Here is a 15015-nt window from a genome sequence, read left to right as displayed (position 1 = left end):
GGAACCATGGACGCACCCGACACCGAGCTCAAGAAGGAGCTCAAGGCCACCCTGCAAGCCCGCAGCGAGCTGGGGGCCGAGTACGAGCCCGCGCTCGTCGAGTCGTTTCTGGAGAAGGTCGAGCAGCGGCTCGACGGCACGCTCGACAGGCGGGTCAGGCGTCATCTCGCGGAGCAGCAGATCGTCGTCGCCAGGGGGGCGCGTTCGCCGGAGCCTCCGCTGGGGCACTTCGGCGAGCGGTACGGATTCGCGATCGTCTCGCTGGTCCTGGCCATCCCGCTGTCCGCGATCGGCGTCGCCAACGCGGGCATCCAGGGGCTGGTCGTGGCCTGGCTCGGAATCGTCGGTGTCAACGCCCTCCAGGTCGCCCACGGCGGGCGACTGTTCAGGCGGCGCGGCGAGGAGCGGGCGAAGTCCGACTGGGAGGACTGAACGGCTGAGAGGACCGAGCGGCCGGGAGGACCGAGCGGCAGGGAGGCCCGGTGGCCTCACGCCTGACGGGTCGGCAGCACGACCAGCTGGCGCAGGTTGATGTGGCGCGCACGGCTCGTCACGTACGCCACCAGGTCGGCGATCTCGTCCCCGGACAACCCGCCAAGCGCGTCGAACATCCCGTCGAGCTGCCCGCTGAGCTCGGTGTTGTCGACGTGTCCGGCCAGCTCCGTGTCGGTGAGACCGGGTTCGATGTTCGTGACCCGCACGTCGCGCGGGCCGAGTTCGGTGCGCAGTGAGGCCGAAAGATAGGTGAGCGCGGCCTTCGTCGCGCCGTACACCGCGTAGTTGGGGAACGTGATGTGCGCGCCGATCGAGGAGATGTTGACCAGGTCGGCGGTACGGCCAGCGGCGGCGGAGGCCACCAGATCCGCGGTGAAGGCCCGGATGATGCGCAGTGCGCCCGCCACGTTGGTGTCCAGCATCCGCTGCCACTCGTCGGTGCGGCCTTCGTCCACCGGGTTCGGCAGCATCACACCGGCCGCGTTGACCACCAGGTCCGCCCGGCCGAACTCCGCGTGCACCCGCTCGGCCGCGGCGTCCACGGACGCCTGGTCGGTGACGTCGGTGACGACGGCGAGCGCCCGGCCGCCGTCCGCGGTGATCTTCGCGGCCAGCTCCTCCAGCCGCTCCGCCCGGCGGGCCAGCAGGGCCACCCGGACCCCTTGCGCCGCGAGCAGCCTCGCGGTCGCGTTCCCCATGCCGCTGGCGGCCCCGGTGATGACGGCGGTGCGGCCTGCGAGCGTCCCGTACGACATGTGTGTGCTCCCCGGTGCTGTGCTGCCGGGGCGTTTCCCCGGCTCGGCCCCAACTCTGCGGCCGTGCGCGCCCGCTACCCAGGGACGCGTCTTTCCTGGGTCCGGCAGTACCAGGCTGGGCGGGGGCGGGGTCTTCTACGATCGGCGGCATGGACGGCGACCTCGGAGACTTCCTCCGCTCACGACGTGCCCGCATCCAGCCCGGGGACGTCGGGCTGAACTCCTACGGCCGCAGGCGCGTTCCGGGCCTGCGCCGCGAGGAGGTCGCGCAGCTCGCGGGGGTGAGCGTCGACTACTACATCCGGCTGGAACAGGGGCGCGGTCCGAGCGTCTCGGACGCCGTGCTCGACGCGATAGCCCGGGTGCTCGGCCTCGACGAGACCGAACACGCCCATCTGCGCACGGTGGCACGCCCGAAGCCGCGCACGGCGGCGCCCGCGGCGGCCCAGCGGGTGCGGCCGGGACTGCGGCTGCTGCTGGACACCCTGGGCGGGGCGCCGGCGTTCGTCCTGGGCCGCCGGATGGACGTGCTGGCGTGGAACGGGGCGGCGGACGCGCTCCTCGGCTTCTCGCGGCTCTCCCCGGAAGCGCGCAACGTCCCGCGCCAGGTGTTCCTCGACCCCGCCTCCCGGGAGCTCTACCCGGACTGGGCCGCCGTGGCGGCCGAGACGGTCGCCCATCTGCGCCTGGACGCCGGGCTCCACCCGCACGACAAGCGACTGGCCGCGCTGGTGGGTGAGTTGTCGGTGAAGAGCGAGGAGTTCCGCCGGCTGTGGGCGGATCACCAGGTGAAGGCGAAGGCGCACGGCGTCAAACGGATCAGCCATCCGGCCACGGGCCCGCTCACACTCCCGTACGAGACGCTCGGCGCGCCCGGAGATCCCGACCAGTGTCTGGTGGTCTACACGCCGGAGCCCGGGACGGAGTCCGCCGAGCGCCTCGCGCTGCTGACGGCGGTTCCGTGACGAGTTGTATCGCGGGGACCGCCGCACCCCCGGTTTCCCAGGGGGCGGGACGACGGCGGTCCCCGCGAGGGACGCGGGCCGGGTCAGGGCCGGTCTCCGCATCCGGGCGACGGTGGAGGTCCGGGAGCCGCTCCGTAGTCCGTGTCGCCGTATCGGGTGCCGGCGGGTTTCCCTGCCGACACCCATCAATCTGCCCGAGCCGTGTTAAGCCGGTGCTGCGGGTACGTGTCGCGCTCGTACCGTTTTCGCGAAGCCCCGTCTCCGGCCCGCCGGAAACCCGTCTCCGGCACTCCGACGGACCCGGCTCCGGCACTCCGGCCACCTACGGCCTGACGACCGCCGGCCGCCTACGGCCCGATGACCGCCGGATACCTGCCTACGGCTTGATGACCGCCGTCGCGTCCTTGGCGAGGAAGGCCAGCAGGTCCTGCCTGCTGACCACGCCCTTCGGCTTGCCCTCCACCAGCACGATCGCCGCGTCGGCCGCGCCCGTACCGCCGAGCACCGCCATGAGGTCCTCGACGGGTTCGCCGGAGCCGACCTGCGGCAGCGGCGCCGACATGTGCTTCTCCAGCGGGTCCGAGAGCGAGGCGCGCTGGGCGAAGAGCGCGTTCAGCAGCTCGCGCTCGACCACCGAGCCGATGACCTCCGCGGCCATCACGTCGGGGTGTCCCGCGCCCGGCTTCACGATCGGCATCTGCGAGACGCCGTACTCGCGCAGGACGTCGATCGCCTCGCCGACGGTCTCCTCCGGGTGCATGTGGACGAGCGTCGGGATCGGGCCCTCCTTGTAGTCGAGGACGTCCGCGACGCGCGCGGAGGGTCCGCCGTCCTCCAGGAAGCCGTAGTCGGCCATCCACTCGTCGTTGAAGATCTTGCTGAGGTAGCCGCGCCCGCTGTCCGGCAGCAGCACGACGACCACGTCGTCGGGGCCCAGCCGCTTCGCGACCTCGAGGGCGCCCACGACCGCCATCCCGCAGGAGCCGCCGACCAGCAGCCCCTCCTCCTTGGCGAGCCGGCGGGTCATCTGGAAGGAGTCCTTGTCGGACACGGCGACGATCTCGTCGGTGACCGTCCGGTCGTAGGCCGAGGGCCAGAAGTCCTCGCCGACACCCTCGACCAGATAAGGCCGGCCCGAGCCGCCGGAGTAGACCGAGCCCTCCGGGTCCGCGCCGATCACCTTGACCGCGCCGTCGCTGGCTTCCTTCAGGTAGCGGCCGGTGCCGCTGATCGTGCCGCCGGTGCCCACCCCCGCGACGAAGTGCGTGATCTCCCCGTCCGTCTGCTTCCACAGCTCGGGACCGGTGGTCTCGTAGTGGGAGCGGGGATTGTTCGGGTTGGAGTACTGGTCCGGCTTCCAGGCCCCGGGGGTCTCACGGACCAGTCGGTCGGAGACGTTGTAGTACGAGTCCGGGTGGTCGGGGTCGACCGCCGTCGGGCAGACGACGACCTCCGCCCCGTAGGCACGCAGCACATTGATCTTGTCCGTGGACACCTTGTCCGGGCAGACGAAGATGCACTTGTAGCCCTTCTGCTGCGCGACGATCGCCAGGCCGACGCCCGTGTTGCCGCTCGTCGGTTCGACGATCGTGCCTCCGGGCTGCAGCTCGCCGCTCTGCTCGGCGGCCTCGATCATGCGAAGGGCGATCCGGTCCTTGACCGATCCGCCGGGGTTGAAGTACTCGACCTTGGCCAGGACCGTCGCCTGGATGCCGGCCGTCACACTGCGCAGCCTCACCAGCGGGGTGTTGCCTACGAGGCTGATCATCGAATCGTGGAATTGCACCGTGTACTCCGGGGTCTCCGTGATGGTGCGGCAAGAGTATGCGTACGGGCACGAGATTGGGCGAAGCGATTGAACGACGGCCTCTTGCGGGCAGTTAGGTGTGTGTACGGCAGTACGGCAACGAGGAGGTGGACCGGACTGTGTCGAGGGCAAGGGTGGCACGGCGGATCGCGGCGGGCGCGGCCTACGGCGGCGGCAGCGTCGGCCTGCTGGGCGCGGCGGCGGTAGGGGTCCTGCTGGCGGAGGTCCAGCTGGCGAAGCGGCTGGTGGGCGGCGGTGTGGCACCGGTGCCACCGAGCGCGGACGGGCGGTACGGGGTGGCGTTCGCGGGACCGTCGGACCCGTTGCGGCTGGGGCTGCTCGGGGATTCCACGGCGGCCGGGCAGGGGGTGCGCCGGGCCGGGCAGACACCCGGGGCGCTGCTGGCCTCGGGTCTTGCGGCGGTCTCGGAGCGGCCGGTGGATCTGCGCAATGTCGCGCAGCCGGGGGCGAGGTCGGACGATCTGGAGCGGCAGGTCTCGCTGCTGCTGGCGGACCCGTCCGGGACGCCGGACGTCTGCGTGATCATGATCGGCGCGAACGACGTGACGCACCGGATGCCCGCGACCCAGTCGGTGCGATGTCTGACCACGGCGGTACGCAGGCTGCGGACGGCGGGGGCGGAGGTGGTGGTCGGCACCTGCCCGGACCTGGGCACGATCGAGCCGGTCTACCAGCCGCTGCGGTGGCTGGCCCGGCGGGTGAGCAGGCAGCTCGCCGCGGCGCAGACGATCGGTTCGGTGGAGCAGGGCGGGCGCACGGTCTCACTGGGCGACCTGCTGGGCCCGGAGTTCGAGGCGAACCCCCGGGAGCTGTTCGGTCCGGACAACTACCACCCGTCGGCGGAGGGCTACGCGACCGCCGCGATGGCGGTCCTGCCCACGCTCTGCGCGGTGCTGGGACTGTGGCCGGAGTCCGACCACCTGGACGGTGCCCGGCGCGAGGACATGCTTCCGGTGGCCAAGGCGGCCTCGCAGGCGGCCAGGGAGGCCGGTACGGAGGTCACCGGGGCGCGGGCGCCCTGGGCGCTCCTCAAGCACCGCAGGCGGCGGCGCCTGCCCGCGACGACCGAGCCCCACCCGCATCCGCATCCGTGTCCGGGGGCGCACGGGGAACCGGGCGGTTCGACGCGGGTGGAGAGGCGTCCGGGCACCGACACGGAGACCGGCACCGACACCTCTCCCCGGAGCGCCTGAGCCGCCCCGGGACAGCGAACTGAGCGGTTGCTTAGAAAAGAGGCCCGCATCACACGCCCCGTCGGGTGACCTCAGCAGTACGTCCGGGTAACTTCCAGAGCAGTCCAGCCAGACAGCCTTCCAGCCCTCATGGAGCCGCGTGATGCCCGAAGCCGTGATCGTCTCTGCTGCCCGTTCCCCGATCGGCCGGGCCTTCAAGGGCTCGCTGAAGGACCTGCGGTCGGACGACCTGACCGCCACGATCATCCAGACCGCGCTGGCCAAGGTCCCCGAGCTGGACCCCAGGGACATCGACGACCTGATGCTCGGCTGCGGCCTCCCCGGCGGCGAGCAGGGCAACAACCTGGGCCGCATCATCGCCGTACAGATGGGGATGGACCACCTTCCCGGCTGTACGGTCACCCGCTACTGCTCGTCCTCCCTGCAGACCAGCCGCATGGCGCTGCACGCCATCAAGGCGGGCGAGGGCGATGTGTTCATCTCGGCGGGTGTCGAGATGGTGTCCCGGTTCGCCAAGGGCAACTCCGACAGCTGGCCCGACACGCACAACCCGCTCTTCGCCGACGCCGAGGCCCGCACCGCGGCCCGCGCGGAGGAGTCCGGCGCGAGCTGGCACGACCCGCGCGAGGACGGCCTGGTGCCGGACGCCTACATCTCGATGGGGCAGACCGCGGAGAACCTGGCCCGGACCAAGGGCGTCACCCGTCAGGACATGGACGAGTTCGGCGTGCGGTCGCAGAACCTCGCCGAGGAAGCCCTCAAGAACGGCTTCTGGGAGCGCGAGATCACCCCGGTGACCACGCCGGACGGCACGGTGGTCGCCAAGGACGACGGCCCGCGCGCCGGCGTCACCCTGGAGGGCGTGCAGGGCCTGAAGCCGGTCTTCCGCCCCGACGGACTGGTCACGGCGGGCAACTGCTGCCCGCTCAACGACGGTGCCGCGGCGCTCGTGATCATGTCCGACACCAAGGCGCGCGAGCTGGGCCTGACCCCGCTGGCCCGGATCGTCTCCACCGGCGTCTCCGGCCTCTCGCCCGAGATCATGGGCTACGGGCCGGTCGAGGCGAGCAAGCAGGCGCTGAAGCGGGCCGGGCTGAGCGTCGGCGACATCGACCTGGCCGAGATCAACGAGGCCTTCGCAGCCCAGGTGATCCCGTCCTACCGCGACCTCGGCCTGCCGCTGGACAAGGTCAACGTCAACGGTGGCGCCATCGCCGTCGGCCACCCCTTCGGCATGACCGGCGCACGGATCACCGGCACGCTGATCAACAGCCTGCAGTTCCACGACAAGCAGTTCGGCCTGGAGACCATGTGCGTGGGTGGCGGCCAGGGCATGGCGATGGTCATCGAGCGGCTGAGCTGAACCGCCGGGCCACGCCGTCCGAGGCGCTCCGGCCGGACGGAATGGCCGGTTCCGAGCCCCGACCGTGACCGAATCTCCCCCAGGATGTGACCTATCTCCTGGGGGAGAGTCATTCCCCCAGGTCACACCCGCATCAGGGCTAAACCTCGGGCACAAAGACCTGTCCAATTCGTGACGTAATGCACTGACACATGGTGCCGGTAGAGGCCAAGCTGATGTAGGAAGTCGGGGGATCGATTGAGACCGGGAGTATGACAGTGAGCGCCATGCCTCTTGCCCTGTTGCTGACCACCGCCGCTGCCACGGCCGTGGGCGCCGCTGCTCTGCACGCCGCTCACGGGCTGCGTAAGCAGGTATCGGCCCTTCGAAGGGAGCTGGCCGACGACCGCGCGCAGACCGCCGCGGTCCCGGCCCAGAGCCGTAACGACGCCACACCTGCCGCGGAGATACGCGCGGCGGTCGCCGAGGCGCTGGCCGAGGAGCGGGAGCGCGAGCTCGCCGAGGCCCGGGCCTTCTGGGCCTCGCAGGAAGCGCGCGACGCCGCCGACGCACCGTCACTGCTGGGCGGTCTGGCCGGGATCGGCGAGGACGCCCCGTTCTTCATGCCGCGCCAGGCCGATTTCGCCGGCCTGGAGGCGATGGACCTGGACGCCGCCGAGGCGCTCGACGAGCTGACGGAACTGGCCGAGCTGGCCGACTTCACCGAGCTTCCCGAGACGGCCGAGTTCGCCGAGGACTCCCCCGAACTGGCCGCGGCCCGCCGCCGCCACCCCTCGCACCCGGACTTCGTCCCCGTGCAGACACCCGTGGTCACCGACCACGAGCGCACGGTGAACCGCCTGGAAGAGCTCGCCGACAGCCGTACGGAACTCTCCGACGTGCGCCCCGGCCCGCTCGGCACCCTCGACGTCTACGTCTTCGCCGACGGCACCACGCTCTGCATGACGCCCGGCCACCGCGAGACGGCCGAGCAGCTGGCCGAGTCGCTGCGCTCCGGTGAGCACCCCGTGCTGCTGGGCGGTTCCGGTGTCTCCGGTGCGTACGCCCTGACGTTCTCGTGCGGCAGGGAGAACGTCTACATACTGGCCGACCGCGTCATCGCGAGCTTCTAGCCCGCTGACCGGTCGTCCGGCCCCTTCCCCCCACACAGCGGCCCTCGCCGGCCGCTGCCGCAGAAGACACCGCCCGCACCGGGCGCGCATCGCCTAGGCGAACGCCCGAGCTGCCGCCTCCTCGACGCATCGCACGGCCTCGTCCAGCTCGGCTGGCGGGGCCATTTCCAGTGCCACGGCCAGATCCCGCCCCGCGACGGCGAGTTGATCGCCGATCGCGAAGATGCCCGCATCCGGCATGACCCTCGGCTCCCGGTCCGGTTCCTCGATGCGCTGGGCCCGCTCCGTCAACCGTCGCGCCAGAGCCAGTCCTTCGGCCGCCGTTCCCCGTTGCAGCCTGCTCTGCGGGGCGGCGCGCAGCCGGTCGGCGAATCGGTCCACGGCGATGATCAGGGGCGTCGTATCGAGCACTCCGCGACCCTACGCGCCCCCGCCGCGATGGTTGCCAACGGGCCGACGCTCAGGCACGGTGTCGGGAAGGACCAGTACCGCGCACAACGCGTCGGAGGCGCCGATGTCCCAAGTCCTGTCCGAAGAGACCCATCGGAATCTGCTCGCCAGAATCCCGCACTGCACCGGTCGTGAGATCTCCGACTGGCTCCGCACCATCGAGGACGGCCCCGCTCTCCGCTTCGAGGAGAAGGTCAGCTGGCTGCGGAGCGAGCACGACCTCGCGTACGGACACGCGAAGGCGCTCATCCACGAGTACGACCTGCGAAGAGCAGCTCGCAAACTCCTGTAGCCCTCCCCGCACGACGAAAACGGCCCGCAGGCTCCAGCGAGGGAGCCTGCGGGCCGTCCGTGTCGGGCGGAGCGCCTCTAGTCGTCGCCGCTCAGGATCGAGAGCAGGCGCAGCATCTCCAGGTAGATCCAGACCAGGGTCAGGGTGAGGCCGAAGGCCGCCAGCCAGGACTCCTCGCGCGGAGCGCCGTACGCGATGCCGTCCTCGACCTGCTTGAAGTCCATGGCCAGGAAGCACGCACCGAGGATGATGCCGACGACACCGAAGAGGATGCCGAGGCCGCCGCTGCGGAAGCCGAGGCCGTCACCGCCACCGAAGGCGGCGAACAGCAGGTTGACCACCATCAGGAGCATGAAGCCCATGGCGGCGGCCATCACGAAGCCGTAGAACCGGCGGGTGACGCGGATCCAGCGCATCTTGTACGCGAACAGCACACCGGCGAAGACACACATGGTGCCGATCACCGCCTGCATCACGACACCGGGCGAGATGTACGTGCTGACGGCACTGGAGATGACGCCGAGGAACACGCCCTCGAAGGCGGCGTACGCGATGATCAGCGCGGGAACGGGCTTGCGCTTGAAGGACTGGACGAGCGACAGCACGAAGGCGATCAGTGCGGCGCCGATCGCGATGCCGTACGACTTGCCGAGGTTGGCCTCGTCGACCGGGAGCAGGGCCCAGGCGAGCGCGGCACCCACCACGACCGTGCCCAGCGTCAGCGCCGTACGGGTGACGACGTCGTCGATCGTCATCACACCGGAGCGCGCCGGCGCCTGCGGAGCACCGTACTGGGCGTCCGGCTGGGCGTACGGGTTGGTGGCGTACGGGTTGGCACCCGCCACGGGGGCCCCGGCCTGCGGTGCCGCGTTGAAGTTCGCGTAACCGTTGTCGCGGCTGAAGCCCCGTCGCGAGAAGACCGGGTTGCTGCTCCTCATCTCACTCCTCCATGGCCACCCAGCGCGGCCTTGGAACAAGAGTAATGGGTAGGCAAAACAAACTCCCTAGTGCCAGGGGAGGATCTTTGCGGGATCGTGCTACCACTCAGGTTGACCGGACCGGGGCGCCGGATGCCGTCCGGGGCCCGGACCGCGCGCTCCGTCCGGCCCCGGTGGCCGGCCCACCACGCCGTGTCACCGGGGGCCACGGCGTGGTCCCCGGTCCGCGGGCCGGTGGTCCCGTCGGTCAGTTCGCGGACGATGTCGGCGTGTCGGCCGGGCGCCGTGTTCATTCCCGTCCCGCCCGGCCTGGAGGCCGGGATTCCTTGCGAGGATCGGGAGATGGAGAGCACCTGGACGACCACCGCCATCGCGGTCGGCGGCACTCTGCTCGGCAGCGGGCTGACGGCCCTCGTGACCGCCCGGACGGAGCGGCGCAAGGACGAATCCCTGCAACGGCAGCAGATGCGCCAGGAGGTCGCGGACGACCGCACGCGCCGCCGTGATCTGCGGGTCGAACACCGGAAGTGGCGCAGGGACAGCAGGCAGGCCGCCTACCAGAGCCTGATGGACGCCGCGCACGAGGCGCACGGGGCGGTCTGGCAGCTGGACAGGCTGACGCTGGACCCCTACGACCAGCAGCGCTACGACACCAGGCGCGGCCTCGCCATCGACGCCGTGCGGGCCACCCGGCAGGCGGCCAACAGGGTCCAGCTCGAAGGGCCCGCCCCGGTGGCGCAGGCGGCGTCCGACTGGGCGCAGGCCCTGGACCGGCACATCCATCCGCCGATCGACTACCTGATGGAGCTGGGCAGGGGCCCGCTGGGCGACGAGCGGCGGGAGCACCACCGCTCAGCCGCGGCGGAGACGGGCCTCCTCGTGGAGACCGCGCAGCGGCGTTTCGGTGCCCTGGCGCGCGAGGCGCTGGACGAGGTGATGGACGAAGCCGATGCACAGGGCTGAGATGTGCGTCACATTTGAGGGTGTCACATCTCACCGGTCCGATCCGTCGAAGAGGTACAGGCACCAATGGACGAGAAGTTGGGGAGTGCACCATGAACGCCCGTTTGAACCCTCTCGGAAGCCCGGTCGCGGCCAAGGCCCTCAAGCACATCATCGCGGCGGGCAGCACGCTCACGGACTCGACACTGCCGTTCGCGACACAGGAGCTGGTGAAGCTCCGCGCCAGCCAGATCAACGGCTGCGCGGGCTGCATCGACATGCACACCAAGGAGGCCGCGCACGCCGGGGAGAGCGCGCTGCGCCTCAACCTGGTCGCGGCCTGGCGGGAGGCGACGGTCTTCACCGAGGCCGAGCGCGCCGCCCTGGAGCTGGCGGAACAGGGCACCCGCATCGCCGACGCCGCCGGAGGCGTCCCGGACGACGTCTGGGCGAACGCGGCCAAGCACTACGACGAGGACCAGCTCGCCGCCCTGGTGTGCGTCATCGCCGTCATCAACGCCTTCAACCGGCTGAACGTCATCACCCAGCAGCCCGCCGGCGGCTACGAGGTGGGCCGGCACGGGTAACGGCTGCCGTCCGGCCGGGAGAACCTCTTCTCCGGTCAGGAGAAGAGGTTCTCCGGGAAGTCGGTCAGGAACATCACCAGCACGAACGCCATCAGGACCAGGGCGACGGCACCCTCCGTAAGGGCCGCGCGCGGGCTGCCGGCCAGCGTCGCGGTCCGCTTCGGGTCGGCGGGGTCGTAGCGCACCGTCACCCGCGCGCCCTCGATGAAGCGCTTGTTGCCGCCGTTCTGGAACTCGACCCACTCCCCGTTCTGCGCGGTGAACGCGAAGACGTACCAGGCCCGCCGGTCTCCGGAGGAGCCGGTGGCCGTATCGCGCTCGTACACCCTGATGCAGCGCGCCGGCGCGGATACGCCGGAGCGGGCACCGCGCAGTTGCCGGGCGGTCCGTCCCAGGGACCTGAGTGCCACCACGGCGAACACTGCGATGAGTACGTACGAGGTGTCCATGGATTGGATTCCTTGATCCTTCGATGACGGTCCTGCGGTGCCCCGGCCCCTGTCAGCCGTTGCGCAGCCGGTCCAGGAGGAAACCCACCGCGCAGCCGACCAGCAGGACCGCCAGCTGGACCAGGAAGGTGATGACCGTGAGGTCGCTCCCCTGGGACAGGTAGATCACCAGTTGCAGGGCGACGGCGGGCGCGAACGCGGCGAGGGCGTGCCGGACGCGCGAATCCCGGGACGGCGAGCGGTGCAGGGCCGCGGCGGCCCAGGTGCCGAGCGCGATGCACACGGCGGACGGCAGGTGCAGGAACAGGATCGTACGGGCCGGCGAGGCCACGCTCTCCGGGTCGTCGCCCGCCACCCAGTCCCAGACGACCACCGCGACGGCCAGCTCCGCGATCACGGTCACCAGGATGCCCGCGGCCCAGGGCAGCATCAGATCGAGCAGCCGCGGCCGGTCACCGCCGGAGGCGGAGGCGTACCCGCGGTGGGCGTCAAATCGGGACATTGGGCTGCCTTTTCGTCGTCGGCCGGCGCTCGGGCACTACTTCACCTCGATGCTGTCGACGATCTTCGTCCGGTCGGCGTCGCTGAGCTTGCCCGCCTGGGCGTCGATGCGCACGGAGTAGATCTTGCCGTTGGAGTCGACGCCCGTGATGACCACGCCGTTGACCTTCGCACCCTTCGGGGGCGACTGCGGCACACCCGTACCGGTGTAGCTGAAGTCGATGCGCTTCGCGCCCTTCGCCCCGCTGATGTCGGCGTCCTTGGTGTCCTTCACCTCGGTGGTCGCCATGAGGAGGGCCCGGCCGACCGAGGCCGCGTCGTCCCCGTTGGAGGCGCTGGCGAAGCCGCTCTGGATCGAGACCTTGACCGTGGGCCGGTCCCCCTCGCTGCGCAGTGCCGCGGCGTCGTTGAGCTTGCCGCGCTCCGCCTTGCTCTGCTCGGTGAGCTCGGCCGGGTAGGAGAGCGACACGGTCGGCCCGGACAGCTCCTTCCAGCCGCTGGGCGCGGCCGGCGCTTCCTGCTTCTCCGAGCCGCAGGCACTGAGGGTCAGCCCGGCGGTGACGACAGCGGTCGTGACGGCGACGGCCTGCACCGTCCGGCGGAGGGAACGGTAGGTCATGATCACGTCTCCTTGTGCTGGTCGATCAGTTCGCACAGTAGCTGTACGGGACGAAGGAGCGCTGCCCGTTGGTGGGCGCCCCGAGGAACTCGGCCTTCTGAAGGTTCTTCTCGCTCTCGGAGGTCGTGTAGGCACCGTTGATGCCCGCCACCTCCAGATTGACGTCGAGGCCGATCTCCTCGGACGAGGAGGAACCGTCGTACTCCTGCTTGCTGACCTGTCCGTGCTCGAAGGCGTAGTGGCCGAACGGATCGTCGGTGCCGGGGTCCTTGGTCGGGACCGGCGTGCCGGTGAACAGGTAGTTGAAGGCACTGTTCATGCCCTGTCCGGAGAACAGCTGGGCCTTGATCCGGTCGGACTCCGCCTTGGAGAGGTTCTTGTCGTCCAGCGGCACGGTGGTGGTGACGACCTGGCTGGTCGTCCCGCCGCCCTTCTGGCTGCCGCTGACGTCACCGCTGATGCCGGCGTTGGCGTCCGCCTTCCCCTCCAGGGTCCGCGTCATCGTGATGCTCTGCAGCTTGCCGGTCTTGCTGTCGACCGTGACGGTGATGGCACCCGCCGCCGAACCGCTCGCCTCGGCGCCGGCCTTGGCCGGTCCCGCCTCACCCTTCGCGTACGCGCCACCGGTGGCCTTGGCCTGGTAGGTGTACGCGTCGGTGTTGCTGATGTGGTTCTGCGTCAGGGTGACCTCCTGGGACTCGGAGATCTTGAGTCCGGCCTCGACGGTCGCGCCCGGCTTGGGAGCCGGGGTGGTCGTGCCGTCGGGGTTGGTCGTGTCCGGGGCGTTCATCCCCGCACCGAACTGGAGGCCGGCCTGGGCCGCGACCTCCAGGCTCAGCTTCTGGGTGGTGATGTGCTTGTTGCCGAGCTTGTCCTCGATGTTCTTCTTGAGGCGGCTCTCCTTGGCCTTCGGCCCCTTGCCGAACCAGCTGGCCACCTCGGTGGTGCCGCCCACGATCGGGCTGAGGTTGGAGAGCTTGTTCAGCCGGTTGAGCTTCTTGTACTCCTGGAGGTCCTTGCGGAACTGATCGGCTTCCTCCTGGCTGTTGAACACCCAGGTGTCGCCCGTGGTGACGGAGAGACCGGCGCCGATCTCGACCTTGTCCTTGCCCACGTCGCCGATCTTGATCCGGCCCTTGGGCTTCTCCGTGCCCTTCACCGATGCGGCGTCGGTGAAGGTGAGCGAGACCTGCTCGTCCTTGTCGTCGATCTTTCCGTCTTTGTTGATGTCCGTCTTGGCCTTGGACGTCGTCTCCTCGAATCCGAACTCGCCGCCGAACTCGATACCGAGCGTTTCGAACGAAACGCCTATCTTGCCGCCCTGGGTACCGGACTTCGTGACGGTCGCGCAGGTGATGGGCTCGAATTCCGCATTGGGATCACCGCCCGCCTCGCCGCCCTTGCCCGAGTCGCACCCGCCACCACTGCCGCCGCCGATCGAGGCGACGAGACAGTGGATCCGGTGGCTGATCTGCCCGCCGAGGCCGGCCACCGCCATACCGCCGATGAGGGAGACGACGACCAGGATCGTCCCGAGGTACTCGAACGCGGTGGCGCCCCGGTCACCCCATCTGCTCCTGGGTATGGGCTCCCGATACCTCGTTCGCGGCATGACTGATCCTCCCCGTATGGCCCTTAGGGCAGGGAGGTTATGTAAGGCGCGCCATTGAGGCACGGGCCCGTGGGCCCAATCCAGGTCCCAATTCGGAGACGCCGGTGACGGAGAAACCGGCCCGACGGACAAATGGGGGCAGCGAGTAGCGGGCTGCGTAATTGATCTTACGTACAGTCGCCGGACGGCCGGTCCCGGCTCACGGCCGCCCCATCTCGTCGAGCGCCCTGATTCCGGCACAGAGGAGCCGCACGCCGCGGACGAAGAGCTCGTCCTGCTCATGGGAGGCCGATGCGGCCAGGGTTATCGGGAAACGCCGGTGGAGATCGGCGACGTCCTCGGCGCTGACGGCGAGGACCGGCGGTTCGCCCTGCTCCTGGAGCACGAAACCGGTGATGTGGCTGAACAGCGCGTCACCGGCGACGCCGAGGTTCTCGTCGTGGACCCCGGCTTCCCGCAGCGTCCGCAGCAGCCGCTCCATGAGGGACAGCGCCCCGGTACTGAGCACCTTCGGGCTGTCGGCGAACATGACCGCGCCACCCGGATGCTTCAGCAGGCTCCGCCGGAGCGCGACGGCCTGGGCCTCGACCCGCTCCGGCCAGCCCGCCCCTTCGGGCAACCCGGCCAGCGCCTCGGTACCCGCGTCGTAGGCCTGCTGTGCCAGCTTGTCGGCCATCAGCTGGAGCAGGGCCCCCTTGTTGGGCACGTGGTAGTACATGCTGCCGGCGTGCACGTCGAGGCGCTTCGCCACCTGCCGCATGGACAGGCCGTGATAGCCGGCCTCGGCGAACACCGCCATGCCGGCGTCGATGATCCGGTCTCTGCTCAGCTTCATGGAACCCACTCTAACCGATTTTCAAACACCGTTTGAAACTTGCCCGGGGTTCGTCTACTGTCGTCACCACGGAGTACCA

General features: G+C 70.1%; 17 protein-coding genes. 8 read left to right on the top strand and 9 right to left on the bottom strand.

Annotated features, from left to right (window positions below; all coding sequences use genetic code 11):
- Positions 1 to 6: 6 nt before the first annotated feature.
- Positions 7 to 432, top strand: coding sequence for a hypothetical protein (locus tag ACFVJX_RS14610; RefSeq protein WP_384125723.1), 426 nt, complete (start codon positions 7 to 9; stop codon positions 430 to 432).
- 56 nt (positions 433 to 488) lie between these two features.
- On the opposite strand, the gene ACFVJX_RS14605 is transcribed toward ACFVJX_RS14610, so the two are convergent.
- Positions 489 to 1250: an SDR family oxidoreductase gene (locus ACFVJX_RS14605; protein ID WP_384125724.1), complete on the bottom strand. Its 762-nt coding sequence runs from the start codon at positions 1248 to 1250 to the stop codon at positions 489 to 491.
- A 149-nt stretch (positions 1251 to 1399) separates the two neighbouring features.
- Here ACFVJX_RS14605 and ACFVJX_RS14600 point away from each other — a divergent pair, with 149 nt between their 5' ends.
- Positions 1400 to 2215: a helix-turn-helix transcriptional regulator gene (locus ACFVJX_RS14600; RefSeq protein WP_384125726.1), complete on the top strand. Its 816-nt coding sequence runs from the start codon at positions 1400 to 1402 to the stop codon at positions 2213 to 2215.
- Positions 2216 to 2591: 376 nt separating this feature from the next.
- On the opposite strand, the gene ACFVJX_RS14595 is transcribed toward ACFVJX_RS14600, so the two are convergent.
- Positions 2592 to 4001 carry a cystathionine beta-synthase gene (locus ACFVJX_RS14595; protein WP_384125728.1) on the bottom strand — a complete coding sequence of 470 codons (1410 nt, stop codon included), beginning with the start codon at positions 3999 to 4001 and terminating at the stop codon, positions 2592 to 2594.
- Between the two features lie 155 nt (positions 4002 to 4156).
- Between ACFVJX_RS14595 and ACFVJX_RS14590 the strand changes: the two genes are divergently transcribed.
- From ACFVJX_RS14590 to ACFVJX_RS14580, 3 genes are all read left to right on the top strand, one after another.
- A complete protein-coding gene (locus ACFVJX_RS14590) occupies positions 4157 to 5236 on the top strand; it encodes an SGNH/GDSL hydrolase family protein (RefSeq protein ID WP_384125929.1) in 1080 nt (359 codons plus the stop codon).
- A gap of 142 nt (positions 5237 to 5378) precedes the next feature.
- A complete protein-coding gene (locus ACFVJX_RS14585) occupies positions 5379 to 6599 on the top strand; it encodes an acetyl-CoA C-acetyltransferase (protein WP_384125730.1) in 1221 nt (406 codons plus the stop codon).
- 266 nt (positions 6600 to 6865) lie between these two features.
- Entirely contained in the window at positions 6866 to 7711 is an 846-nt protein-coding gene (locus tag ACFVJX_RS14580) for a hypothetical protein (protein ID WP_384125732.1), read from the top strand.
- Between the two features lie 93 nt (positions 7712 to 7804).
- On the opposite strand, the gene ACFVJX_RS14575 is transcribed toward ACFVJX_RS14580, so the two are convergent.
- On the bottom strand, positions 7805 to 8122 hold the full coding sequence (locus ACFVJX_RS14575; protein WP_384125733.1) for a hypothetical protein: 318 nt from the start codon (positions 8120 to 8122) through the stop codon (positions 7805 to 7807).
- A gap of 103 nt (positions 8123 to 8225) precedes the next feature.
- Between ACFVJX_RS14575 and ACFVJX_RS14570 the strand changes: the two genes are divergently transcribed.
- Entirely contained in the window at positions 8226 to 8453 is a 228-nt protein-coding gene (locus tag ACFVJX_RS14570; RefSeq protein ID WP_384125735.1) for a DUF4287 domain-containing protein, read from the top strand.
- 77 nt (positions 8454 to 8530) lie between these two features.
- Here the strand turns inward: ACFVJX_RS14570 and ACFVJX_RS14565 are convergent, their stop codons facing one another.
- Entirely contained in the window at positions 8531 to 9391 is an 861-nt protein-coding gene (locus ACFVJX_RS14565; RefSeq protein WP_384125737.1) for a Bax inhibitor-1/YccA family protein, read from the bottom strand.
- A gap of 342 nt (positions 9392 to 9733) precedes the next feature.
- Between ACFVJX_RS14565 and ACFVJX_RS14560 the strand changes: the two genes are divergently transcribed.
- Positions 9734 to 10354 (top strand): hypothetical protein, encoded by a 621-nt coding sequence (locus ACFVJX_RS14560; RefSeq protein WP_384125739.1) that lies wholly within the window; start codon positions 9734 to 9736, stop codon positions 10352 to 10354.
- Between the two features lie 92 nt (positions 10355 to 10446).
- Positions 10447 to 10920, top strand: coding sequence for a carboxymuconolactone decarboxylase family protein (locus ACFVJX_RS14555; protein WP_384125741.1), 474 nt, complete (start codon positions 10447 to 10449; stop codon positions 10918 to 10920).
- A 35-nt stretch (positions 10921 to 10955) separates the two neighbouring features.
- Here ACFVJX_RS14555 and ACFVJX_RS14550 read toward each other — a convergent pair whose 3' ends face one another.
- From ACFVJX_RS14550 to ACFVJX_RS14530, 5 genes are all read right to left on the bottom strand, one after another.
- Positions 10956 to 11369 (bottom strand): DUF3592 domain-containing protein, encoded by a 414-nt coding sequence (locus ACFVJX_RS14550; RefSeq protein ID WP_384125743.1) that lies wholly within the window; start codon positions 11367 to 11369, stop codon positions 10956 to 10958.
- A 52-nt stretch (positions 11370 to 11421) separates the two neighbouring features.
- On the bottom strand, positions 11422 to 11871 hold the full coding sequence (locus ACFVJX_RS14545; RefSeq protein ID WP_384125745.1) for a hypothetical protein: 450 nt from the start codon (positions 11869 to 11871) through the stop codon (positions 11422 to 11424).
- A 36-nt stretch (positions 11872 to 11907) separates the two neighbouring features.
- Complete coding sequence (locus tag ACFVJX_RS14540; RefSeq protein WP_384125747.1) at positions 11908 to 12489, bottom strand: hypothetical protein; 582 nt, start codon at positions 12487 to 12489, stop codon at positions 11908 to 11910.
- A gap of 25 nt (positions 12490 to 12514) precedes the next feature.
- On the bottom strand, positions 12515 to 14101 hold the full coding sequence (locus tag ACFVJX_RS14535; RefSeq protein ID WP_384125749.1) for a hypothetical protein: 1587 nt from the start codon (positions 14099 to 14101) through the stop codon (positions 12515 to 12517).
- Positions 14102 to 14300: 199 nt separating this feature from the next.
- The gene (locus ACFVJX_RS14530) at positions 14301 to 14936 is read right to left on the bottom strand and encodes a TetR/AcrR family transcriptional regulator (RefSeq protein ID WP_384125751.1); all 636 of its coding nucleotides are present in this window, start codon (positions 14934 to 14936) and stop codon (positions 14301 to 14303) included.
- Between the last annotated feature and the right edge of the window lie 79 nt (positions 14937 to 15015).

The organism is Streptomyces sp. NPDC127177, assembly GCF_042672475.1.
Classification (GTDB): domain Bacteria; phylum Actinomycetota; class Actinomycetes; order Streptomycetales; family Streptomycetaceae; genus Streptomyces.
This window is presented reverse-complemented; position numbering and strand designations above follow the sequence as displayed.

Coding starts and splice junctions, on each gene's coding strand:
- ACFVJX_RS14610 (WP_384125723.1), top strand. CDS start 7: ATGGACGCACCCGACACCGAGCTCAAGAAGGAGCTCAAGGCCACCCTG.
- ACFVJX_RS14605 (WP_384125724.1), bottom strand. CDS start 1,250: ATGTCGTACGGGACGCTCGCAGGCCGCACCGCCGTCATCACCGGGGCC.
- ACFVJX_RS14600 (WP_384125726.1), top strand. CDS start 1,400: ATGGACGGCGACCTCGGAGACTTCCTCCGCTCACGACGTGCCCGCATC.
- ACFVJX_RS14585 (WP_384125730.1), top strand. CDS start 5,379: ATGCCCGAAGCCGTGATCGTCTCTGCTGCCCGTTCCCCGATCGGCCGG.
- ACFVJX_RS14580 (WP_384125732.1), top strand. CDS start 6,866: ATGCCTCTTGCCCTGTTGCTGACCACCGCCGCTGCCACGGCCGTGGGC.
- ACFVJX_RS14570 (WP_384125735.1), top strand. CDS start 8,226: ATGTCCCAAGTCCTGTCCGAAGAGACCCATCGGAATCTGCTCGCCAGA.
- ACFVJX_RS14565 (WP_384125737.1), bottom strand. CDS start 9,391: ATGAGGAGCAGCAACCCGGTCTTCTCGCGACGGGGCTTCAGCCGCGAC.
- ACFVJX_RS14560 (WP_384125739.1), top strand. CDS start 9,734: ATGGAGAGCACCTGGACGACCACCGCCATCGCGGTCGGCGGCACTCTG.
- ACFVJX_RS14555 (WP_384125741.1), top strand. CDS start 10,447: ATGAACGCCCGTTTGAACCCTCTCGGAAGCCCGGTCGCGGCCAAGGCC.
- ACFVJX_RS14550 (WP_384125743.1), bottom strand. CDS start 11,369: ATGGACACCTCGTACGTACTCATCGCAGTGTTCGCCGTGGTGGCACTC.
- ACFVJX_RS14545 (WP_384125745.1), bottom strand. CDS start 11,871: ATGTCCCGATTTGACGCCCACCGCGGGTACGCCTCCGCCTCCGGCGGT.
- ACFVJX_RS14540 (WP_384125747.1), bottom strand. CDS start 12,489: ATGACCTACCGTTCCCTCCGCCGGACGGTGCAGGCCGTCGCCGTCACG.
- ACFVJX_RS14535 (WP_384125749.1), bottom strand. CDS start 14,101: ATGCCGCGAACGAGGTATCGGGAGCCCATACCCAGGAGCAGATGGGGT.
- ACFVJX_RS14530 (WP_384125751.1), bottom strand. CDS start 14,936: ATGAAGCTGAGCAGAGACCGGATCATCGACGCCGGCATGGCGGTGTTC.